We start from the raw sequence: 22,298 nt of genomic DNA on the forward strand, positions 1-22,298 counted from the left end.
ATTACCTCGGGTCGCGGCCAAAGCACTTCCGCTCGCGAGGGGCGTGAGCAACAAGCTGGCCCACAACGTCTGCCTCAAACGCATGCAGCCTCCGTCTGGAACTGGGGGAGTCCCGGTCTCCACATCCCCTACTGAACGAGCCAGGGTCCGGGGGGTCGCATGATAGTCGGAATTTTGACAGACCCCCCCAGGGGACCCCCGCACGCCGGTTCGTCAGCCGGAGAGCGGGCAACGGAGTTGCATGAAGGCTGGAACAATGGCGCTCCGCGAGATTTCCACGGAACGCCGCGCTTCACGGTTCTCTGGACCGCGCCGCCCTCAGCTCCGGGCGAAACGGTTGATCAGATTGGCGAGCGCCATCACCAGCTCGATCGGATCGACCGGCTTGGGCACGTACACCTGGAAGCCCGCGCTCAGCACGCGCGTGCGATCCTCCAGCCGGGTATAGGCGGTGAGGGCGGCGGCGGGCACCTGGCCTCCCTGCGCCGGAGGCAGGGCACGCACCTGGCGGATGAACGTGTAGCCATCCGCGTCCGGCATGCCGATGTCCGAGACGAGCAGATCCGGCGGAGCACGCTGGAGCTGCTCGAGGGCCTCGGCCGCGCTGGAGGCGGACGACACCGCCGCGCCGCGCTCCTCCAACAGGGCGCGGAGCAGCTCGCGGGTGCTCTGCTCGTCATCCACCACCAGCACGCGCACGCCCGTGAGATCGGGCAGGTACGCGGCCAGTGACGGATCCGTGATCACCGGGGTGTTCGCCGGGGACGCGCCCTCCGGGGTCCGCGCCGCGGCCAGTGGCAGCCGCAGGGTGAAGGAGGAGCCGTGGCCCTCGCCCTCGCTGTGGGCCTGGACGGTGCCACCGTGCAACTCCACCAGGTGGCGCACGATGGCCAGTCCCAGCCCCAGGCCCCCATAGCGGCGGGTGGAGCTGCCGTCGGCCTGGCGGAAGCGCTCGAAGACGTGGGGGAGGAAGGCGGGATCGATGCCCTTGCCCGAGTCCGTCACCTGCAGCTCCACGTGGTCCTCCACGCGCCGCAGCCGGAGCCCCACGCGGCCCCCATCGGGGGTGAACTTGATGGCGTTGGTGAGGAGGTTCCACGCCACCTGCTGCAGCCGCTGGGCGTCCCCCTTCACGGGGCCCGCTCCTGGCTCGAGCTGCGTCTCGATGCGGATGTCCCGGGCCGCCGCCGACGGGCGCACCGCGTCCAGCGCGGCCTCCACCACGGGCTCCAGCCGCACCGGCTGCATGTCCAGGCGCATCCTCCCGGCGACGATGCGCGAGATGTCCAGCAGATCATCGACGATCTGCGCCTGGGCCCTGGCACTGCGCTCCACCGTCTCCAGGGCGCGCGCCTGCTTGTCCGGGGGGAGCGAGCCGGTGCGCAGGATGCTGGACCAGCCGAGGATGGCGGTGAGCGGGGTGCGCAGCTCGTGCGAGACGGTGGCGAGGAAGTCGTCCTTGGCGCGGTTGGCCTCCTCGGCCCGGTCGCGCTCCTGGCGCGCCAGCTCGAAGAGGTGCGCGTGCTCCACCGTGATGGCGGCCCGGTGCGCCAGCTCCTCGGCCACCCGGAAGTCGTCGGCGTCGTAGGAGCCGCGCTCGTCGCCCGCGGCCAGGACGAGCACGCCCAGCTTGCGTCCTTCCAGGGCAATGGGCACCGCGACGCCTCCCAGGCCCACGAAGGCACGCCGCAACTCCCGCCGCGTCTCGTCCGGATCCGAGGCGATGGCCGCCTCGGTGAGCATGGGAATGAGCTGGGGCCGGCCGCCCTCCATCGCCTCGTTGAGCAGCCCGTACGGCCCTTCCAGCATCCCGCCCGCCTTGCGCAGCCGCAGGGCCCGGATGGGATCCACGTCGCAGAAGGCCACCCGCTCGAGGGGGCCGCCCTTGCCCTGGCGGAGATAGAGGCCGCACCACCCGGCGAAGCACGGGACCAGGCTCCGGGTGAAGCGCTCCAGCGCCTGGCGCAAATCCAATGTGGAGGAGAGCGCGGCGCTCGCCTCGGAGATGAGCTCCAGGGCCTGGCGCGCGCGCCGCTGCGCGGTGATGTCGGTGATGGAGCCCACCCACTCGCGCACGGAGCCGTCCGCCTCCAGCACGGGGACGCCCCGCGACACCACCGGGGTATACGAGCCATCCGAGCGGCGCAGGCGGTACTCCACCTCGTAGAGGCCGCGCATGGAGAAGGCGCGCTTCCACGCCGCCGACGCCCGGGCCCGGTCATCGGGGTGGATGGCCTCCAACCACCCGCCGCCGTTGTGCCACTGCTCGTGAGTCTGGCCGGTGAAGTGGCGCCAGGTGGGCGAGTCCTCCTGGAAGACGCCCGAGGCATCCGTCGTCCAGAGGATGCTGGACGTGGCCACCACCAGGGAGCGGAAACGCGCCTCGCCGCGGCTCAGGCTCTGCGCGAGCTGCTCCGCCTTCCAGCGCGAGCGCACCAGGTCCGTCACCTCGAAGGCGAACGCGGCCACCCCATCCACCCGTCCCACCGCGTCCCGCAGCGGCTGGCAGGTGAGGTGGAAGAGGCGCTCCTCGCGGACACCCCGGGCGCTCTGCACCCAGAAGGACACCTGCTCCAGCACGAAGGGGGCGCCGGTGGTGTAGACCCGGTCCAGCACCTCCACGAAGCCCTGGCCCTCCAGCTCCGGCAGGGCCTCGCGGGCGGGCCGGCCGAGCAGCTCCCTGCCGCCATGGAGCCGCCGGTGGCTCGGGTTGGACAGCTCGAAGACGTGCTGGGGCCCGCGCGTCACGAAGGCCACGGCGGGGGCGCTCATCACCAGCGCGTGCAGGCGCGTGTACTCGCCCTCCACCTGCTTGAGCGACGTCACGTCCCGGAGCAGCACGAGCAGCCCCTCGCCGGTGGGGAACACCCGGGCCTCCAGCCAGGCTCCCAGGAAGGGGAGGTGCTCCTCCGCCGTGGTGGGGGAGCCCTCCGCGAGCGCGCGGCGGCAGGCCCGCCCCAATTGCGTTTCCTCCAGCGCGGGCAGCTCCGCCCACAGCGGGCGGCCGAGGAGCTCGTTCCGCGGGCGGCCCAGGAGCCGCTCGGCGCTGGTGTTGACGTAGGTGGGCCGCCCCTCGACGTCGAGGGCGAGTACTCCGTCCGTGACGACCTCGAGAAGCTGATCGAGCCGCGGCGGCGCGCGGCCGTGCGTGTCCGTCAGGGGAATCATGCGGGAGAGCGTGACAGGTTGCCCTCCCGGTTGGCTGCCACCTCTCCCGGCCAACGCCCGGCAGTGAACGGCGTAAGTGCGGGTCTCCCGGTGCCGAGACCCCCAGCGTTGGGCGGCCCACACCCGAGGTTCAGGTGAGCGCGCGGATTTCCCGTGGCGTGGCTGCCTGCTCGCCCGCGAACGAAGCGTGTCCGGCTTGAGCCCGCGGCTTCCCGCCGTTACAGCCACATGCCCGGGAGTGGGACAAGGAGACGGAGCGACGTGGCACAGCCGAAGGAAGTCCAACCGCGGGGGGATGGGTGGGTGTTCGTCTGCCGCAAATGCATGAAGCGCGCGGGGGCGAAGGAGCTGCGGAGCACCCTGAAGGAGGAGCTGGGCCGGGACGTGCGCGTGGTGCAGAGCGGCTGTCTGAAGCTGTGCCCGAAGAAGCGCGTCACCGTGGTGGTGGGCGGGGGCGAGCGCATGCGCTGCCTCGTCGTCGATCCCGAGGAGGACACCGGCACGCTCGTCCGCGCGGTGTCCGATGCGCTCGGCCGCCCGTCGTAACGCCTACGGGATCAGGCCCACCTGCCGCAGCAGGGAGGACAGATCGTAGAAGGCCTGGTAGTGGCAGATGCGGCCGTCACGGAACTCCCAGCGGTCCACACCGGTGACGGACATGCGCTTGCCGGTCGGCTGGGCACCCGTGGGCAGCGGGCCCGTCATCGTCCCCGACAGCCGCCAGTGGAACATCACCGACTTCCCATCCGCGGCCAGATAGGGCGGATCCATGATGTCGCAGGTCAGATCCGGGAAGGCGGTGAACGAGCCCTCGAGCAGCATCATCGCCGTGGCGCTGCCCTGGCCCGGCTGCGGCAGCATGGGGTCCGCCCAGTACACGTCCTCGGTGATCAACGCCTGGAGCGGGTTCGCCGCGGACTCCTTCTTCGTCCACGCGGCGGCGTAGCGGCGCACGAAGTCGTTGATGAATTCCTGGGTGAGAGCAGGCATGGGTGAGCGTCCTGGGTGGAGGTGGAAGGCCCGGAGCTTCGCAGCCGCCTGCTCGCCCTCCAAGCCCGGCTGTAGCGGAACGCCACAGTCCCGGAATGCCACGGTCCTGGGTGCCCCCCGAAGTGTGGCGGGACGCTACAGCTTCATCCCGGCTGGATGCGTGGGACTCCCAGGGAGGGGGATTGGCACGTCCGTCGCAGGGGGTGCTGCCGCCATGATCAATCGGGTGGAGACGTTGAAGAAGGACCACGGCCGGCTGCGCGTGCTCCTCGCCGCCTGTGACGGGGCGAGCGCGGTGGAGCTGCCGGGCCTGTTGCGGCAACTCCATGATGCCTTCGTGCCGCACCAGCGGGCCAAGGAGCAGCTCTACGACGCGGTCGTCGCGACCTGCCAGGAGGCGAAGGACGCGACCACGCTCACGCTGCTCAACATCTTCCGCACCAACCTGTCGGTGATGTCCAACGCGGTGATCGGCTTCTTCACGAGCGTGGATCCGGATCCGGAGCGGCTCCGGCTGCGCTTCCGCACCGTGTCCACCGCCCTGCGCTCCCTGATGGACACCGAGGAGAAGTCCGTCTTCCCCCTCTGTCTCCGCCAGCAGACCCGCATGCTGTCCACCCACCCCCTGCGTATCCAGACCCTGACCTCGCCGCAGCGGCCCACAGGTGGACGATGAGCTTCATTCCTCCCGACGATCTCTCGTTGCTCGACAGCCCCGAGCGGCTGTCCTCCTTCGATGCCCCGCTGCTCGATTCCACGCCGGATCCGGAGCTCCAGGCGCTCGTGTCCGAGGCCACCGCGTTGACGGGCTTCCCCATCGCCCTGGTGAGCCTGGTGGTGCGGAGGATCCAGTTCTTCCGGGCGCAGGTGGGCCTGCCGCCGGATCTCGTGGCGATGCTCGCCACCGATCGCTGCACGTCCTTCTGCCAGTTCGTGGTGGCCCGGGGAGAGTGCATGGAGATCGAGGACGCCACGCAGGAGCCCGGTCTGCCGAAGGACCTGGTGGAGCGCTACGGCATCCGGGCCTACGTGGGCTTCCCGCTGAAGGTGCTGGGCCGGACGGTGGGCTCCTTCTGCGTCATCGACGGGAAGCCCGCGCGGCTGAAGGTCGAGGTGCTGGCGAAGCTGGGGGAGCTGGCCGAGCGCGCCAGCGCCCGCCTGGAAGTGCTGGCACGCCAGGTGCCGATCTCGAAGTCCCCCTCCGAGGCCGAGGAGAAGGCCCGGGACGCATGGCTGGCCGTCGCCGAGGCCCAGCCGTTGCTGAACCTCAGCGAGCGGTTCGCCGACGGGAAGCTGTCGCTCGAGGAGTTCGAGCGGGGCCTCGGAGCCCTGATGGGGCTGGCGGGCTCGCCCGGCTGACCCTCTCGTTCGCCGACCCGGCTATGCTTCGGGCGGAGACCGAGGGGGCCATGAACCTTCCGAGAGAGCTGGTCGAGGCGGTGCGCAGGCACCAGGTCGTTCCCTTCGTGGGGGCGGGCGTGAGCATGGGGGTGAAGCGGGGGCTGTTTCCCTCGTGGAAGCAGCTCCTGGAGGGGCTCGCGGAGAGGCTGGAGCAGGAGGCGTTGCCGGAGACGGTGGTGGCCGAGGTGCGGCAGCGCATCGCCGGGGGCGACTTCCTCACGGCGGCGGAGATGGGCTTCAAGGAGATGGGGGCCTTCCGCTTCAACCGCTTCCTGCGCGAGCGGCTGCGCGTGCGGCGGCCCGCCGACGCGGAGCTTCTCGGTGGTGCGGGCGCTCTGGAGCCTGCGGCCCGAGGTGATGCTCACGACCAACTACGACGACGTCCTGCTGTGGGGCCGGGAGGGGACGGAGCCCATCTCCAATGATCAGGAGGACGAGCTGAGCCTGATGGACGCCGAGGCCTCGCCGGACGCTCCTCGGCTCTGGTACCTCCACGGCACCATCCACCGGCTCTCGACGCTCATTCTCGGTGGGGCCGACTACGCGCGGCTCTATGGGGATGGCAGCCAGCAGGACGGGCGCTACTCGCTCTACAAGAGCGCCCTGGTCCGGCTGCATGAGTGGATCCGGGCCAGACCCTTCCTCTACGTGGGCTTCAGCTTCAGCGATGAATACGTGCTCAAGCAGCTCGAGCACGTGCTGGGAATCACCAAGGGCCGGCACGTGCCGAGCTTCGCGCTGATGAAGAAGGGGAGCATCGAGCGTGGCGCGCTGTGGCCCCGCTACAACATCCAGCTCATCGAGTACGAGGACCATGGCCCTCCGCTGGCGGCGGGTCTGGAAGCGCTGGCGCGAGCGGCCTTCGGGGCCGGCGATGGCATGAACTCCCGGGATTCGCTTGAGAAGATGGTGGAACTCGAGCCCGAGAACGTGGTGTCGAAGATCAAGCTCGCCGAGCTGTACGCGCGCGAGAACCGCACCCAGGAGGCCGCGCAGGAGTTCAAGAAGGCCGCCGAGTACCTCAAGCGCAACAACCGGATGGACGACTGGTTCCGCGTCGCGGAGCGCCTGTCCTCCCTGGATCCGGACAACGTCGCGCTGGCAAGGGACTTGGCCCAGCAATACCTGGCGCGCGGCGATCAGAAGCGCGCGCTCGCCCGGCTCCAGGTGTGCTTCAAGGCCGACAGGCGGGACATCGAGACGCTCAGCATGCTCGCCCAAGCCTTCCACGGGCTTGGGGAGACAGAGAAGACCATCGTCGTCTACAAGGAGCTGGCGAAGATCTATAAGGAGCGCGGTCGCAACCAGGACGCTGCCAACATCTGGAACCGCATCGCCGAGCTGGAGTCCTCCGGCTCGGAAGCTCGCCAAGCACCTGGCCCAGGGCCCCTACGCCCCAGTGCCGGCTCCCTCGCCCGCCCCTGGCGCCGAGGCCCTCAAGGTGCCCTTTGATCCCCCATCGATCGCTGCTCGCCCCTCGCCGGAGGTGTTCCGGAGCCCCGCGTCCGCGCCGCAGGCCACGGTGACTGCTCCGGTGGCGGCCTCGCCGGTCGCGCCCGCCCCGGCGGCGGCTGCGGCCCAGCCCGGCCGGGAGCAGTTCTTCAAGCTGCTGACGGAGACCGAGGTCTACGTCAAATACGGCCTGCACGAGAAAGCGCTCAAGCACCTGCGGAAGATCTTCGCGGTGGATCCGGAGAACCTCGACGCGCACGAGAAGGCGTATCAAATCTACGTCGCCTCGGGGAACGTGGCCCAGGCCAGCGATCAGCTGCTCAACGTGCTGCGTCTGTGCACGCGCCGCGCCGAGGTGCAGCGCGCCCAACCGTATTTGGCCACCATCTTCCAGCAAAACCCCGGCCACCCCGAGCTGCCAGCTTTTCTCGCCGTGCTGCGGCCCGATGACACCGCCTCAGCCCTCGCGGGCTCGCAGGTGGAGTGGGTGGGCGAGGACACCATCTTCGTGGACTCCAACGACGAGGGGCTCGTCCTCGCCGACGAGCCCTTGGATGCCCTGGAGCATCCGCCCGACGACGAGCCCACGCGCGTGTCCGCTCCCGTGGCGCCTGAGTCCCCGGAGGCGCCCCTCGTCCCGTTGGATCCACCGCACGTGCGCCGCACGGCGCTGGAGGCGGAGCTCACGGGGATTCTCCAGCGCGAGCACCGGCTGGTGTTGCTCGCGCCGGAGGAAGGGGGGGCGAGATCGCTCGCGCGCCGGCTGGCGGAGCCGTACGGGGAGCGCGTCACCTGGCTGGCGCCGCCGAACCTGCCGGACTGCACGGAGGCCGACTACTGCCGCGCCCTCGCGGGAGCCGCGAGCGTCACGAGCTTCGACGCCCTGGTGGAGCACCTGCGCGAGCGGGCCGGGGTTCTCGGGCGCGAGCACCTGCTCGTCCTGCGCTACGCGTGGGGGCCGTTGGGGCACCTCGACACGCTGGGCAAGCACCTGCGGCGGCTGATGGAGGAGCCGTCGAAGGTGGAGTTCCACCTGCTGGTGGCGGGAGGCGAGCGGGCCGCGTGGCTGCTGCACAACGTGCCGAAGTTCTCCGTGTACAAGGATGCACCGCGGCGCGAGGTGCCCGACTTCACGGTGGACGAAGTGCGCCAGCTCCTCGACGGGGTGCGCTTGGACGGGACGCGGTGGGCCGGGGAGGTCCACGAGGCCACGGGAGGCCACCTGGGCCTGCTCAAGGAGGTGCTGCTCGGAGCGGGGGCGCTGGACCGGGAGTCGGTGACGGCGAGGCTGGCGCGCAGCCCGTCCGTGCGAGGCGCGCTCCAGGACCGGCTGCGCGAGGACGAGCGCAACGGCTACACGGACAAGCGGAGTTGCCGTTTCGTGCTGGAGGAGCTGCTCGCGGGCAGGCCCGTGGAGGCGCTCGAACCGTTGGATCACCGCATCGAGCACCCGGAGGTCCGGCTGTACTTCTCGGGGCTGGTGCGGAGCGACGCGGAAGGGAAGACCGTCCTGCGCTGCCAGGCGGTGGAGGCTCGCCGCCAGGGGCGTGCTGGCGCGCAAGGACGTGCGGCCGTGATGAAGACGGGCCCGGCCCTGCCATCCGGTGCCCCAACGATCCCGTTCACTCGTAGTCGACTACGAGTGGCGTGTGCCTTTGTCTTACATCACTCGTAGTCGACTACGAGTGACGTGCGGCAGAGCCCACTTTCAGCCGAGCAGCGAGGCCACGATGGCCGGCCAGTCGGTGGTGGGAGGCAGACGGCCCTCGGCGTGCTCGGGGCGGCCACCGCCACGGCCACCGGCGGCCTCGGCGGCGCGCTTGAGGAAGGCTCCGCATCCGAAGCTGGAACCACTGCCCCGGGTGATGAGCACCGACAGGCCCTCGGGGTTCCGGCCGGCGAGCAGCACCACGGCCTCGGGCCGGCTGGTGAGCCGGGCGGCGACGGAGCGCAGGTACTCGGGCGTGGCCCCGTCGAGCACCGCCACCACGGGTTTGCCGGGGGCCTGCTCCAACTGGGCGGCGAGCTCGGTGGCGGTGGACTCGGCGAGCTTCGCCCGGGCGGCGCCGAGCGCCTCGCGCACCTCGGTCAAATCGCGCCGCAGCTTGTCCACGGAGGCGGGCACATCCAGCGGTCCGCACGTGAAGCTCCTGCCGAGCGCGCGCAGGACGCTGGCCTCCTCCCACAGCTCGGTGCGGGCGCGGCGGCCCGCGGAGAAGAGGACGCGGCCCTTGCCCTTGTAGCGCTCCACGCCGAGCACCCGGACCATGCCCACCTGCGCCGAGCGCGTGCAGTGGGTGCCGCCGCAGGGCGACACGTCGAAGTCCCCCATCTGGATGACGCGGATGTTGTCCGTCACCTTGGGGGCGCGGCGCAGGGGGAGGGCGGCCAGCTCCTCGGGCGTGGGGAAGAAGGCGCGGATGACGATGTCGTCGTCGATGAGGGCGTTGACCAGGGCCTCGGCCTCGGCGACGCGCCGCTCGTCGAGCACGTCCAGGTCCACGTCGATGGTGCACAGCGTCTCGCCCAGGCGCGAGGACACGGTGTGGGCGTTGGCCACGTCCACCAGGGCGCGCGAGAGCATGTGCTGGCCGGTGTGCAGCGCCATGTGGGTGCGGCGGCGGACGCGGTCGATCTCCCCGGACAGCTCGGCGCCGACCTCGGGGAGTCCGGTGCCCTCGGGCAGCTCCAGCACGTGGTGGACGACCCCCGCGTCATCCACCTGCACGTCGCGGAGGGCCCGGCCGCCGAGCACGCCCCGGTCGGCCATCTGGCCACCGGCCTCGGGATAGAAGGCGCTGCGGTCGAGCACGACGGAGGGGGCACCGTTCCACGTGCCATGCGCGAGCACGCGCCCGGTGAACCGGAAGAGGAAGGGATCGCTGTAGTAGAGGCGCTCGGTGGGGATCATCGCTCCGGGAGGGATAACACGGGGCGCGAGCCGGAGAACGAGGATGCTCGCCCGGCTGGCGGCGGACCCCGGAGACACCTCGCCCTGGCTACCTGGGCCCGTAGCGCGTCTTGAGCTCGGCCATGGACAGGCCGCTCCAGCGCGAGAGCAGCTCCACGGCCTCGCGGGCGTGCAGGAAGTGGAGCGTGTCTCCGGAGAACACGGAGAGGAAGACGCCGCCGCAGTGGGGCAGCTTCGCGCCGCTCGACTCGAGGTAGTCCACGAGGCGTGGCAGCGTGTAGTCGAGCAGGAAGGCGCGGACGTTTTCGGCGGGGAGGACGAGCTCGTAGCTGGTGGCGCCGGAGAGCTCGTCACCCTGCTGGGCGCGGATGCGCGCGATGGCCTGGTTGGCCTCCAGGGCGGGGGCGCGGTCGAAGGCGAGGCGGAGCAGTTCGTCGGCGGCGGCGTCCATGTGTGGGCTCTCCTGCCCGGATTCCCACCATGCCCCTCCGGGAAGTGCAAGCGGAGCCTTCGGGCACTGTCATGGGACGGGGTGGGGGCCGGAGGACGGCCGCCTCGTCCACGGGGAAGCAACGCAGGGCCTGCGACGGAGCGCTCCTGGGGTTAGGTTGCATCCCATGGGTGATGTGGAACTCGCGGAGGCACTCCGGCGGCAGGGCATCTCCGACACGCGGGTGCTCGAGGTGATTCGTTCGCTCGACCGGGCGCGGTTCGTCCCGGAGGCGATGCGGGAGGTGGCCGGGCAGGACACGCCCCTGCCCATCGGCCATGGGCAGACGATCAGCCAGCCCTTCATCGTGGCCTTCATGACGCAGGAGCTGAACCTCCAGCCCGGGGAGCGGGTGCTGGAGATTGGAACGGGCTCGGGCTACCAGACGGCGGTGCTCTCGCGGCTGGGCGCCGAGGTGTACACGGTGGAGAGCCTCGCCGAGCTCGCCGGACCGGCCCGGGAGCGGCTGGAACGGCTGGGCCTTGGCAACATCCACTTCCGGGTAGGCGATGGCACGGCTGGCTGGCCGGAGGCCGCGCCTTTCGACGCCATCCTGGGCACCGCGGCTCCGGAGCGGCTGCCCCCGGCGCTCTACCAGCAGCTCCGGCCGGGCGGGCGGCTGTTGCTGCCGGTGGGGCCGCGGCACGGAGCCCAGGAGCTGGTCCGGGTCACCCGGCCGCTTCAGGGGGAGGTGCCTCAGGTGGAGAACCTGTTGGGCGTGCGCTTCGTGCCGATGACGAGCGCGCCGCCGCCCGGCTTCCTGCACTGACGGCGCTCCCCATTTCCTTCAATTCCTATCGGAATGGTTGATCCATCAACTATTGAATGGCCATGGAGTGCACCTGAGCCTTCTCGGACGTCGCGGGGTTTTACGTACGCGCCGCCTGGAGACGTGCCTGTCTCTGATTCTCAGAGTCCAAAAACATTAGGCACTGTATTGAATTAACAATCTGTCCACTACTTGTCAGTGTTTGTGCCCCTGTGGTATTTGTGAATTTCCGGTGGTGCGCCTTGGAATGAGCAGCTCCGGCTTCCAGGGGGCACGCGCGCGAGCGCAGCAATCGCCGGGTTTCACCCGAGTGGAGCCGTGCCAATCACTGGCTCGCTCGTCTCAAGGGGTAAAAAAATGAAGGAAACGGCGTACCGGCCTACCGGTAAGCGCGTGCGGGGTTTGTCCGCGCGTGCACTTGGGGTGGCATGGCTCACGACGGCGCTGGCGTGCGGAGGCTCCGCGAAGGAGCCCGGCGCTCCGCAGTCTGGGAGCTACCGTCATGACCCGTCACTCCACAAGGTACAGCTCAGCGCGGAGAAGGCCGCCGAGCTGGAGGCACAGGGCGCCACGGTCCTGGCGGACTACGGTTCCTTCAAGCTGCTGCAGGTGGATGACTCCACCCTCAAGCGGCTGCCCGCGCTCAAGGACGCGGAGCTGCGCGACGAGTACAATCACATCCTGCTCAACGCGGGGGTGATCGACACCATGTCCGAGCACGCGCAGTCGCTGCGCGGCATGCGGAAGACGGCCGTTGGCAAGCGCTTCCACATCGTGCAGTTCGCCGGCCCGGTGCAGCCCGAGTGGTACAAGGCCCTGGAGGCCACGGGCGTCAAGGTGGTGACGTACATCCCCAACAACGCCTACCTCGTCTACGGCGATCCGTCGGCGATGACCTCGCTGCAGAAGCACACCGACTCGGCCCCCCTCATCCAGTGGGATGGCGAGTACCTGGACGACTACAAGCTGGATCCGTCCGTCAATACGGCGATCACCAACGCCTACACCATCCAGCTCATCAAGGATCCCGGGACGAACGAGGCGACGCTGTCGCTCATCCGCGGGATGCAGTCGCACGAGGCCATCGTCCGCGAGGCGCTGGACTACGTGAACGTGGTGGCCTTCGTGGACCGCAAGGCGCTCGATCAGATCGTCCAGCGCCCGGACGTGCTGTCCATCCACCCGCGCATCCAGCCCCGGAAGTTCGACGAGCGTCAGAACATGATCGTCGCCGGGCAGGTCTCCGGCACGACGCCGACGGGTCCGGGCTATCTGGCCTGGCTGGCGTCCAAGGGCTTCACCCAGGATCAGTTCACCGCGTCCGGCTTCGGCGTGGACGTGAGCGACAGCGGCCTGGACAACGCCTCGCTGGCGCCCAACCACTTCGGCCTGTACGTCAACGGTAACGTCACCGGCACCAGCCGCGTCGTCTACGCCCGTCTCGAGGGCTCGCCGAACTCCGGCAGCACCATCCAGGGCTGCGATGGCCACGGCACCCTGAACGCCCACATCGTCGGCGGCTACGTCGACCTGGCGGGCGCCCCCTATGCCGACACGGCGGGCTACAAGTACGGCCTGGGCGTCGCGCCCTTCGTGAAGCTGGGCTCCTCGGTGCTGTTCGACCCGGGCTCCTTCACGAATCCGGACTACTCGGACCTGCAGTCGCGCGCGTACCGCGACGGCATGCGCATCAGCACCAACAGCTGGGGCGCGAGCACCAACGCGTACACCGCGGACTCGCAGGAGTACGACGCGCTCGTCCGTGACGCGCAGCCGGCCGGCTCCGCGGTGCCCAACCCGGGCAACCAGCAGATGATCATCGCCTTCGCGGCCGGTAACGACGGCCCGTCGGCGAGCACGGTGGGCAGCCCTGGCACCGGCAAGAACGTCATCACCGTGGGTGCCTCGGAGAACGTCCATCCCTTCGGCGGCGCGGATGCCTGCGGCACCGGCGACTCCAGCGCGAACAGCCTGATGGACGTGGTGGGCTTCTCCAGCCGTGGCCCCACCCGGGACGGCCGCAAGAAGCCGGACATCATGGCGCCGGGTACGCACGTCTCGGGCGGCGTGGCCCAGGCGGCGGGCCAGCGGGCCTCCCCGCCGGCCAACCCCAACGGCCAGGCGCTCTCGTGCTTCGACGCCACGGGCGTGTGCGCGGGCTTCGGCAGCGACTTCCACCCCGCGGGCCAGCAGTGGTACTCGGCCTCCTCCGGTACCAGCCACTCCACCCCCGCGGTGGCGGGCGGCGCGGCCCTCCTCTACCAGTACTTCATCAACCAGGGCGTCACCCCGCCGAGCCCGGCGATGGCCAAGGCCTACCTGATGAACTCCACCCGTTACATGACGGGCACGGGGGCCAACGACACGCTCTTCTCCAACAACCAGGGCACCGGTCTGATGGACCTGGGCATGGCCTTCGACGGCGTGCCCCGCATGCTGGATGACCAGAACCCGGACAACCTCTTCACCGCCACCGGCCAGACGCGGACCTTCTCGGGCTCCATCTCGGACTCGACGAAGCCCTTCCGCGTGACGCTGGCGTGGACGGACGCCCCGGGTTCCACCACCGGCAGCGCCTGGAGGAACGACCTGGACCTCACCGTGACGGTGGGCGGCAACACGTACAAGGGCAACGTCTTCACGGGTGCCAGCTCCGTCACCGGCGGCACCGCGGACGGCGCCAACAACGTGGAGAGCATCTTCCTGCCCGCCGGCACCGAGGGCGAGTACTCCGTGACGGTGACGGCCACCAACATCAACTCGGACGGCGTGCCCAACAACGGCACGGCGCTGGATCAGGACTTCGCGCTCGTCGCCTACAACTCCTGCAACCTGGCGCCCGCGACGCCCGAGGGCGCCTCGGCCGTGGTGAGCGGCGACAACGCCATCACCGTGAGCTGGACGGAGAACGGCGCGGCCTCGTACAACATCTACCGTTCCATCACGCCGGGCGGGCCGTACACCCGCGTGGGGAGCGCCACGTCGTCGCCGTACCATGACGCCGGCGTGTCCGGTGGCACGACGTACTACTACGTGGTGCGCGGCGTGCAGTGCGCCGAGTCCCCGCGGTCCACCGAGGTCTCCGCGACGGCCACGGGCGTGTGCACGCTGCCGCCCACCTTCGCCGGCCTCACCTCCGCCAACAACGGCGCCGCCAGCACCTGCTCCAACACCCTGAGCTGGTCCGAGGCCACGCCCGTGTGCGGTGGCTCGCTCAGCTACTCGGTGTACCGGAGCACCACGCAGGGCTTCGCGCCCTCCGCGGCCAACCGGATCGCCACCGGCGTGTCGGGCACCTCGTTCTCGGATGACCTGAACCTGGCCAACGGCGCCCGCTACTACTACGTGGTGCGCGCGACCGAGGTGAGCTCGGCCACGCTCGAGGAGACGAACGCGGTGGAGAAGGCGGCGGCGCCCACGGGCGTCATCACGCCGGGCGTCAATTTCTTCGACGACTTCGATGCCAACCGGCCGCCCAACGCCTCCGCGTTCTGGGTGCCCACGGTGATCTCCGGCAACGTGGCCTCGATGAACATCGTCTCCGAGTGCCACTACCAGTCGCCCACCAACGCGTACCGTCTGGGCGCGGCCAACACGAGCTGCGGCGGCACGTACCTCACCAGCCAGCAGCACGTGCTGGTGCTGGGCGGTAACGGCTCGTCCGCCGGCATCAACGGCTTCGCCATCCCGGCCACCACCCTCGGCCCCCAGATGACGTTCAACACCTGGTACGATCTCGAGACGCGGTACGACGGCGCCTGGCTCGTCTACAGCACCTCGGGTGCGAACGGCCCGTGGACCAACGTGCCGGACACGGTGTCGGCGGCGCATCCGTACATCTCGGCGGGCGGCTACGACAACACGCTCAGCAGCAGCACCACCACGCGCATCTGGACCGCGACGAACACGGGCGCCAACGGCTCGCTCAAGGCCGTCACCGTCAACCTCGACGCGCTGGCGGGCCGGACGGTGTGGTTCGGGTTCCGTCTCCACAGCGATACGACCTCCAACAGGGAGGGCTTCTACGTGGACGACGTGCGCGTCACGGCGAGCTCGGCGGCCGCCTGCACCACCCACGTGCCTCCCGCGGGACCGGCCGTCGCCTACAGGGTGGACGGGCTCGCGAACCTGGTGCCGGTGGGCAGTGCCACCAGCTTCGGCCTGTCGGCCCTCGACGCGGCGGGTGTGGTCGCCACTGGCTACACCGGTAGCGCGTCGCTGAGCAGCTCGGATGGTACGGCGACCCTCCCGGCCACCGCGTCCTTCGCCAACGGCGTGGCGAGCGGGCTGTCCGTCACCTTCGGTACCGCGGGCGTCCAGTCCCTCCGCGCCACGGGCGTGGAGAACCCGGACCTCGTGGGCGGCGCCAGCACCAACGTCACCACCGCGAGCAAGCTGGTCTTCACCGCCTCGCCTGGCACCAACACCGTCGCGGGCGTGGCCTTCGCCACGGCGCCGAGGGTGGGCCTGGTGGACGCGGCGGGCAAGCCGGTCACGTTGGGCTCGTTCAACGTCACCGTCTCCATCGCGAACAACGCGGGCGGGGGCACGCTGTCGGGTACCACCACCGTGGCCATGACCAACGGTGTCGCCACCTTCAGCGGCCTGTCCATCAACAAGGTGGGTACGGGCTACACCCTGAAGGCCAGCGTCCCAGGCCTGACCGATGGCAGCAGCACGGCCTTCAACATCACCCCGGCCGCGGCCTCGAGGCTCGCCTTCGTGACCCAGCCTTCCAACACCGTGGCGGGCTCGGCCATCACCCCGGCGGTGCAGGTGGCCATCCAGGATGCGTTCGGCAACCCGAGCACCTCCACGGCCAACGTCACCCTCGCGCTGACGGGCGCTTCGGGGGCCACGCTCTCCGGCACCACCACGGTGGCGGCGGTGGGCGGTGTGGCCACCTTCGCGGACCTGACGACGCTCAAGGCGGGCACCGGCTTCAGGCTGACGGCCACCTCGGGCTCGTTCAGCGCGGCGGCCAGCGACGCCTTCGAGATGATCGCGGGCGCGCCGTACCGGGCCACCATCACCCGGCAGCCCTCCAACGTGGAGGCGGGTGCGCCCATCAGCCCGTCCGTCCAGGTCTCCCTCTTCGACGAGCAGGGCAACCTGGTGACGCACTCCTCCGCTCCGGTGTCCGTGTACCTGGGCAACAACCCGGGCGGCGCGGCGCTGGGTGGCACCACCACCGTGAATGCGGCGGCGGGTGTGGCCACCTTCGGGGACCTGACGGTGAGCCGCCCGGGTGCCAACTACACCCTGGTGGCCGGCACCAGCGGCGTCTTCCTGGGCAACAGCGTCGGCTTCGACGTGCGTGAGGGCGGGGCTTCGCGGCTCGTCTTCATCAGCACGCCGGCCGACAAGACGGCCGTGGGCTCCGCGTTCACGGTGCGCGTGGCGGTCCAGGACAGCGCGGGCAACCTCCTGTCCAGCGCCTCGCCCGAGGTGACGCTGTCGCTCGTGACCGAGTCGGGCGCCACCCTGAGCGGGACGAAGACGGTCACCGCCGCTGGCGGCGTGGCCACCTTCCCGGACATCTCCGTGGACAAGGTGGGCGCGGGCTACGTGCTCCAGGCGGAGTCGGCGGGCCTGGCCTCCGGCACCTCTCCGGCCTTCAGCGTCGTTCCGGACTACGCCGGGACGGGGCGGCTGGTGTTCCGCGGCACGCCGGGCAGCATCGCGGCCGGAGCCACCCTGGCTCCGATCGAGGTGGAGCTGCAGGACGCGCGGGGCAACGTGCTCACGGACAGCAAGGCCCTGGTGACCCTGGGCTTCGGTGAGAACTCCGCGGCGGGCACGCTGCTGGGCTCGGCTTCGGCGACGCCGGTCAATGGCGTGGCCCGGTTCGATGCCCTCTCCGTGCGCAAGGCTGGCACCGGCTACACGCTGGTGGCGGCGGCCTCGGGCTTCACGGGTGCGACGAGCGCGGCGTTCATGGTGACGCCGGGCGCGGTGGCCAGCTACTCGCTGGCGCTCCCCCCGAGCATCACGGCGGGCCAGGAGGTCACGTTCTCCGCCACGGCGTACGACGCCTACGGCAACGTGGCCACCAACTTCTCCGGCCCCGTCACGGTGACGAGCTCGGACACGGCGGCGGTGCTCCCGGCCAACGTGATCTTCGCCGAGGGTGTCATCTCCGGGCTGAAGGTGACCTTCAAGTCCCTGGGCCTGAAGACGCTCAGCCTGGGTGATGGCTCCATGAGCGGCGTGGCGGAGACCAACGTCACGGCGTTCGCGCAGCCCACGGTGTCCATCACCAACCCCGCGGGCGGCACGGAGGTGTCCGGCACGGTCACCATCTCCGCCCAGGGCGCGGTGGCCTCCGGTACCACGCTGGGCCAGCTGTCCATCCTGGTGGATGGCGTGGTCATCGGCTCGGGGACGGAGGGGACGCTGTCGGCGGAGTGGGACAGCACCGGCGCCACGGCTGGCGCGCACAGCATCACGGCGGTCATCACCGACGGTGCTGGCAACGTGGTGTACTCGGCTCCGGTGGGCATCACCGTGAAGGCCGAGGAGCCGGCGAGCTGCGGTTGCGCCGCCAGCTCGGGCGCGGACGCGAGCCTCTACCTGGGTCTGTTCGCCCTGGCGCGGTACGTGTCGGTGCGTCGTCGCCGGTCGAAGCTGGCCGCCTGAAGTGTGACGCGGTTCCGGGCGCCAGCGGATGGCGCGCCGTGACCAGGCCGGGTGGGGTGCCTTTCTCCGCCCGGCCGTCATGCAGACGAGCAGGTTGAATCGAACGCGCTGGCGAGGGTGCCTCCCCGCCAGCGCGTTTTTCATTGGGAGGGGAGCGGCGGGATCTCTCAGGGGCGCATTGCCCGGGCGGAGCGGGGCCGCTAACCTCCCGGTCATGATCATCTGCCCCGTGTGCGAGCACCAGCAGGCTCAGGGCACCGAGTGTGAAAACTGTGGGAAGAAGCTGTTCACGACCGCGCCGGTGGCGGTGGCCGTGGCGCGGCTGCCGGATCTGGAGCAGACGCAGCTCGCGGGAGGGCGCGCGCCGGTGCAGACCGCGGCGATTCCCGACCTGGAGCTGACGGCCCGGCAGGCGGTGCGGGAGGTCGCCGTGCAGCCCGTGCCCGAGCTGGACACGGGACGCTCGGCCGCGGCGGGCAACGTCGTGGTGGCGCCCATCCAGGACATGGATACGGGGCGGGCGCTCTCGGACGGGATGAAGACGGCGGCGCCCACGGGCCCGGTCGTCTGCCGGTACTGCCGCAACGTGCAGGACATCGGCGCCGTCTGCGATCGCTGCGGCATGCGGCTGCCCAAGGCGCGTCTGACGCAGCCCGAGGCGGCGGCCACCCGGCCGGCGCAGGCCGGGGAGCGGACGGCGTGCCCGAAGTGCCACACGCCCGGTTACGCGGGCCGGGCCTGCGTCACCTGCAGCATCCTGATTCCAGCAGCGGAGTGAAACCCATGGGCACGCCTGCCTTTCACGCCGAGTACGCCTGCAGCGAGGGCTGCGGCTTCCGGGCCTCGTTGCTGGAGGTCGTCTACCGCTGCCCGAAGTGCGAGGGGTTGTTGGAGGTGGCGCACGACGTGGAGGCGCTGCGCTCGGTGTCCGCCGAGGAGTGGCGGCGGCGTTTCGAGCAGCGTTTCGGTGCGTCGCGGCTGCCGTACGCCTCGGGTGTATGGGGCAAGCACGAGTGGGTGTACCCGCAGCTCCCGGCGGAGGACATCGTCTCGCTGGGCGAGGGGCGGGTGCCGCTCAAGGAGCTGCCGCGCATGGCGGCGGAGCTGGGGCTGGCGAGCCTGGACTTGAAGGAGTGCGGAGTCTCTCCGACGGGCAGCTTCAAGGACTGGGGGATGACGGTCCTGGTGTCCGCGGTGAAGCACATGCGGGCGAGGGGAGTGCCCATCCGGGCGGTGGCGTGCGCGTCGACGGGGGACACCTCGGCGGCGCTGTCGGCCTACTGCGCGGCGGCGGGGATTCCCTCGGTGGTGTTCCTGCCGAAGGACAAGGTGTCGCTGTCGCAGCTCGTGCAGCCGGTGGCGAACGGGGCGCGGGTGCTGTCGCTGGACACGGACTTCGACGGCTGCATGAAGCTGGTGCAGCAGGTGACGAAGGACGCGGGCCTGTACCTGGCCAACTCGATGAATTCGCTGCGCATCGAGGGGCAGAAGGTGGTGGCCATCGAGCTGTGCCAGGACCTGGGCTGGGAGCCGCCGGACTGGGTGGTGATTCCGGGTGGCAACCTGGGCAACGCGAGCGCGCTGGGCAAGGGCTTCGAGCTGCTGCTCTCGCTGGGCCTCATCACCAGGCGGCCGCGAATCGCGGTGGCGCAGGCGGAGCGGGCCAATCCGCTGATGAGATCGTTCCGGGGAGGCTTCGCGGAGCTGGTGCCGATGAAGGCCGAGCGGACGCTGGCGTCGGCGATCCAGATTGGCGCCCCGGTGTCGTTCCGGCGGGCGGTGAAGATGTTGAAGGCCTTCGACGGGGTGGTGGAGGAGGCGACGGAGTCGGAGCTGGCGAACGCGGCGGCGCGGGCGGACCGGGAGGGCACGTTCACGTGTCCGCACACGGGCGTGGCGCTGGCGGGGCTGGAGAAGCTGGTGGCGCGGGGAGTCATCGCCCGGGGCGCGCGGGTGGCGGTGGTGTCCACGGCGCACGGGTTGAAGTTCCCGGACTTCAAGGTGGGCTACCACCGGGGAGCGTTGGAGGACGTGAAGAGCCGTCTCGCCAACCCCCCGGTGGACTTGCCCGCGAACCTGGACGCGGTGCGAAGCGCCCTGTCGGACCTGTAACCCCCATTCCCCCTCTCCCGGGGGGAGGGTATCGACAGCCCCGGGTTGCCCCGTATTCGCAGGCCAGGGCCCCACGGCAGAGGGCTTGCCCGGTGGCGTGGCTCACCCGGTGTTCAATGGCTCGCCCAGGTGGAGTTCCTGAGGGGGTGTTGAACAGAAGCGATACTGTCTCCAGGAAAGCGGCGTCCTTCAAGGAAGGTACTGTGTCCCCATTCCTCCCAGCTCCGTGCTCGATCCCATGGTGAAGTGCGCGAGGAGGCCCAAGGCAATCGCGCTCTTTCTGTTCTTCATCAGTGTGTCAGCCTCCTTTGCGGCTCAGCCGGATGTCGTGGTGGATGACACACAAGACAGCTGGCACATCGGGCGGGGCCTGTTCGTGTTGGAGGATGGGTCTCAGGCATTGAAAATCGAGGATGTGTCTCGGGCCGAGTTTGCCCATCGCTTCATCCGCTCATCAGTGGACTCGCCGGTCTATGGCTTCTCGCACAGCGTCTACTGGGTGCGCTTCTCCTATCTCCAGAAGGATCGGGCGGCGGAACGGCGCTGGCTCCTGGCTGTGATGAACGCGCCCCTGGAGCATGTAGACGTCTACTTTCAGCGGCCAGACGGGTCTTTTGATGTCCGGCGTGGTGGGTCGCGGGTTCCATGGGCCAGGCGGGAGGTTGCCCACCGATTTCATGCTTTCCACCTGCCTGAGGCCAACCCTGAACCGGTCACCGTCTACATCCGCGTTCAAACTTCGACCCTCATGAGTCTGCCCTTGGAGATCCTTACCGGCGGCGAGTTGATGCGGGCCGCTGCGTCTCACTTGGTTCCATGGTGGATCTACGCTGGCGTGCTGGCCAGCATGGTGCTGTTCAACACGGTCTTGTATGTCTTTTTGAAGGACCGGGCATACCTCTACTATGTCCTCTATGTCATCTTCTTCGGCCACTTCATCCTGTTGAGGTTTTCAGGACTCGGCTATGAATACTTTCCCGACGGTGGCCCCTGGTTGGTGCGGATCCCTCAGGCTCTTGCTCATCTTGGGGGGCTGTTCGTCGTGCTGTTCGCGCGATCGTTCCTGCATACCTCCAGAACGGTGCCCAGGCTGGATCGGCTCCTGCTCTTATTGGTTGCGGTCTGCGGCATCGCTACGCCGCTTGCTGCGTTCGTGCCGATCCGAGTGTCACTCGTCATTGGGAACACATTGGCGCTGGTGTCTGGGCTATTGCTGCTCGTGATTCCTGTTGTCGTTTGGAGGCGTGGCTTCCAGCCAGCGCGCTTCTTCCTCGCGGGCTGGAGCTCGCTCTGCATGGCCGTTGTTCTTGTTCCCCTCTCCAATCTGGGGTGGCTGCCTACCAGCTTTGTTACCCGGCATCTCGTCATGATGGGGTCGGCAATGGAGATGATTCTATTCGCGCTTGCGCTGGCGAATCGAATCAACGAAGCCAAGAGAGAGAGCGAGGCTGCCAGGCGCCAGGCGCTCGAGGGGGAGATCCACCGGTTGCGGAATATCGAACTCCGGCAGGCCAATGAGGAGATTCTCCGCAAGCAAGAGCAGTTGGTTCAGGTGGAGAAGATAGCGTCAATGGGGCAGCTTGCGGCGGGAGTTGCGCATGAAATCAAGAACCCGCTCAACTTCGTCAACAACTTCTCGCTCTCACTGATGGAGATGACGGAGGAGTTGTTGCAAGAGGTCAGGAGCTTGCCAACGGACAAGCAGGCTGGCCTGGTGATGCTCGCCAGCGACTGCAGACAGACAGCCCGGAAGATTGCCGAGCATGGACAGCGCGCGGATGGAATTGTCCGCAGCCTGCTGGATCATGCAGCCGTGCGGCCAGGAGCGCGGAGTATGGCCGACCTCAACCGGCTCATCGAGGATCACATTGGACTGGTCCTCCGGGATACGAAGGGCCAGCGGTTCGGCTTCCATGTCTCGATTGAGAGAGCCCTGGAGCCGGGACTCCCCCTGGTCGAGGTCATCCCTCAGGAGTTGGGGCGCGTACTGCTGAACCTTCTGAATAACGCCGTCCATGCCGTTGGCGAGCAGCACAAGAAAGGGCTCAACGGCTATGTCCCGGCCGTTCGCGTTTCCACCCTCCGCCAGGACGGCCGGGTGGAAATTCGCATCCAGGACAACGGGACCGGGATTCCGGCAGCGGTTCGCGAAAGGATCTTCGAGCCCTTCTTCACGACAAAGCGGCCTGGGGAGGGGATCGGGCTAGGGCTGTCGCTCAGTCATGGCATCATCACCAAACGGCATGCGGGCACACTGGAGTTCGATAGCACAGAGAATGATGGAACTACCTTCGTCATTACCTTGCCATTCAACCCGCCAGTGCGCCCCTGAGTGGTGATACGGGCTCCCCACCCCTGGAGCCCGG

Annotated in this window: 15 protein-coding genes; 11 read left to right on the top strand and 4 right to left on the bottom strand. The window is 69.3% G+C overall.

Features of this window, described 5'->3' with window-relative positions:
* Positions 1–318 precede the first annotated feature (318 nt).
* Entirely contained in the window at positions 319–3,168 is a 2,850-nt protein-coding gene (locus ACN28I_RS03205; RefSeq protein WP_420940684.1) for an ATP-binding protein, read from the bottom strand.
* Between the two features lie 261 nt (positions 3,169–3,429).
* Here ACN28I_RS03205 and ACN28I_RS03210 point away from each other — a divergent pair, with 261 nt between their 5' ends.
* A complete protein-coding gene (locus ACN28I_RS03210) occupies positions 3,430–3,714 on the top strand; it encodes a hypothetical protein (RefSeq protein ID WP_420940685.1) in 285 nt (94 codons plus the stop codon).
* A gap of 3 nt (positions 3,715–3,717) precedes the next feature.
* On the opposite strand, the gene ACN28I_RS03215 is transcribed toward ACN28I_RS03210, so the two are convergent.
* Entirely contained in the window at positions 3,718–4,158 is a 441-nt protein-coding gene (locus ACN28I_RS03215) for an ester cyclase (protein WP_420940686.1), read from the bottom strand.
* A 214-nt stretch (positions 4,159–4,372) separates the two neighbouring features.
* Here ACN28I_RS03215 and ACN28I_RS03220 point away from each other — a divergent pair, with 214 nt between their 5' ends.
* From ACN28I_RS03220 to ACN28I_RS03240, 5 genes are all read left to right on the top strand, one after another.
* Positions 4,373–4,834, top strand: coding sequence for a hemerythrin domain-containing protein (locus tag ACN28I_RS03220; protein WP_420940687.1), 462 nt, complete (start codon positions 4,373–4,375; stop codon positions 4,832–4,834).
* On the top strand, positions 4,831–5,517 hold the full coding sequence (locus ACN28I_RS03225; RefSeq protein ID WP_420940688.1) for a GAF domain-containing protein: 687 nt from the start codon (positions 4,831–4,833) through the stop codon (positions 5,515–5,517). Before ACN28I_RS03220 ends, ACN28I_RS03225 begins: the two co-directional genes overlap by 4 nt.
* 50 nt (positions 5,518–5,567) lie before the next feature.
* Positions 5,568–5,984, top strand: coding sequence for a hypothetical protein (locus tag ACN28I_RS03230; RefSeq protein ID WP_420940689.1), 417 nt, complete (start codon positions 5,568–5,570; stop codon positions 5,982–5,984).
* Positions 5,917–7,011, top strand: coding sequence for an SIR2 family protein (locus tag ACN28I_RS03235; protein ID WP_420948556.1), 1,095 nt, complete (start codon positions 5,917–5,919; stop codon positions 7,009–7,011). The genes ACN28I_RS03230 and ACN28I_RS03235 overlap by 68 nt, the downstream gene beginning before the upstream one ends.
* Positions 7,012–7,081: 70 nt before the next feature.
* Positions 7,082–8,686 (top strand): tetratricopeptide repeat protein, encoded by a 1,605-nt coding sequence (locus ACN28I_RS03240; protein ID WP_420940690.1) that lies wholly within the window; start codon positions 7,082–7,084, stop codon positions 8,684–8,686.
* Positions 8,687–8,719: 33 nt separating this feature from the next.
* On the opposite strand, the gene ACN28I_RS03245 is transcribed toward ACN28I_RS03240, so the two are convergent.
* A complete protein-coding gene (locus tag ACN28I_RS03245; protein WP_420940691.1) occupies positions 8,720–9,922 on the bottom strand; it encodes an alanyl-tRNA editing protein in 1,203 nt (400 codons plus the stop codon).
* 88 nt (positions 9,923–10,010) lie between these two features.
* Entirely contained in the window at positions 10,011–10,373 is a 363-nt protein-coding gene (locus tag ACN28I_RS03250; protein ID WP_420940692.1) for an STAUR_1299 family protein, read from the bottom strand.
* 166 nt (positions 10,374–10,539) lie between these two features.
* Here ACN28I_RS03250 and ACN28I_RS03255 point away from each other — a divergent pair, with 166 nt between their 5' ends.
* The 5 genes from ACN28I_RS03255 (at position 10,540) to ACN28I_RS03275 (ending at position 22,264) form a co-directional block, all read left to right on the top strand.
* Positions 10,540–11,181 carry a protein-L-isoaspartate(D-aspartate) O-methyltransferase gene (locus ACN28I_RS03255; RefSeq protein WP_420940693.1) on the top strand — a complete coding sequence of 214 codons (642 nt, stop codon included), beginning with the start codon at positions 10,540–10,542 and terminating at the stop codon, positions 11,179–11,181.
* Between the two features lie 423 nt (positions 11,182–11,604).
* Positions 11,605–17,820, top strand: coding sequence for a S8 family serine peptidase (locus ACN28I_RS03260; RefSeq protein WP_420940694.1), 6,216 nt, complete (start codon positions 11,605–11,607; stop codon positions 17,818–17,820).
* Between the two features lie 214 nt (positions 17,821–18,034).
* Positions 18,035–18,598, top strand: coding sequence for a hypothetical protein (locus ACN28I_RS03265; RefSeq protein WP_420940695.1), 564 nt, complete (start codon positions 18,035–18,037; stop codon positions 18,596–18,598).
* Between the two features lie 5 nt (positions 18,599–18,603).
* The gene (thrC, locus tag ACN28I_RS03270) at positions 18,604–19,932 is read left to right on the top strand and encodes a threonine synthase (protein ID WP_420940696.1); all 1,329 of its coding nucleotides are present in this window, start codon (positions 18,604–18,606) and stop codon (positions 19,930–19,932) included.
* A gap of 238 nt (positions 19,933–20,170) precedes the next feature.
* Positions 20,171–22,264 (top strand): sensor histidine kinase, encoded by a 2,094-nt coding sequence (locus ACN28I_RS03275; RefSeq protein ID WP_420940697.1) that lies wholly within the window; start codon positions 20,171–20,173, stop codon positions 22,262–22,264.
* The last annotated feature ends 34 nt before the right edge of the window (positions 22,265–22,298 follow it).

Source organism: Archangium gephyra (assembly GCF_049060025.1).
Classification (GTDB): domain Bacteria; phylum Myxococcota; class Myxococcia; order Myxococcales; family Myxococcaceae; genus Archangium; species Archangium gephyra_A.

What these genes read in the sequence shown, in the direction of transcription:
- ACN28I_RS03205 (WP_420940684.1), bottom strand. Translation starts at nt 3,168, where the DNA reads ATGATTCCCCTGACGGACACGCACGGCCGCGCGCCGCCGCGGCTCGAT.
- ACN28I_RS03215 (WP_420940686.1), bottom strand. Translation starts at nt 4,158, where the DNA reads ATGCCTGCTCTCACCCAGGAATTCATCAACGACTTCGTGCGCCGCTAC.
- ACN28I_RS03220 (WP_420940687.1), top strand. Translation starts at nt 4,373, where the DNA reads ATGATCAATCGGGTGGAGACGTTGAAGAAGGACCACGGCCGGCTGCGC.
- ACN28I_RS03225 (WP_420940688.1), top strand. Translation starts at nt 4,831, where the DNA reads ATGAGCTTCATTCCTCCCGACGATCTCTCGTTGCTCGACAGCCCCGAG.
- ACN28I_RS03230 (WP_420940689.1), top strand. Translation starts at nt 5,568, where the DNA reads ATGAACCTTCCGAGAGAGCTGGTCGAGGCGGTGCGCAGGCACCAGGTC.
- ACN28I_RS03235 (WP_420948556.1), top strand. Translation starts at nt 5,917, where the DNA reads ATGCTCACGACCAACTACGACGACGTCCTGCTGTGGGGCCGGGAGGGG.
- ACN28I_RS03245 (WP_420940691.1), bottom strand. Translation starts at nt 9,922, where the DNA reads ATGATCCCCACCGAGCGCCTCTACTACAGCGATCCCTTCCTCTTCCGG.
- ACN28I_RS03250 (WP_420940692.1), bottom strand. Translation starts at nt 10,373, where the DNA reads ATGGACGCCGCCGCCGACGAACTGCTCCGCCTCGCCTTCGACCGCGCC.
- ACN28I_RS03255 (WP_420940693.1), top strand. Translation starts at nt 10,540, where the DNA reads ATGGGTGATGTGGAACTCGCGGAGGCACTCCGGCGGCAGGGCATCTCC.
- ACN28I_RS03265 (WP_420940695.1), top strand. Translation starts at nt 18,035, where the DNA reads ATGATCATCTGCCCCGTGTGCGAGCACCAGCAGGCTCAGGGCACCGAG.
- thrC (WP_420940696.1), top strand. Translation starts at nt 18,604, where the DNA reads ATGGGCACGCCTGCCTTTCACGCCGAGTACGCCTGCAGCGAGGGCTGC.
- ACN28I_RS03275 (WP_420940697.1), top strand. Translation starts at nt 20,171, where the DNA reads ATGGTGAAGTGCGCGAGGAGGCCCAAGGCAATCGCGCTCTTTCTGTTC.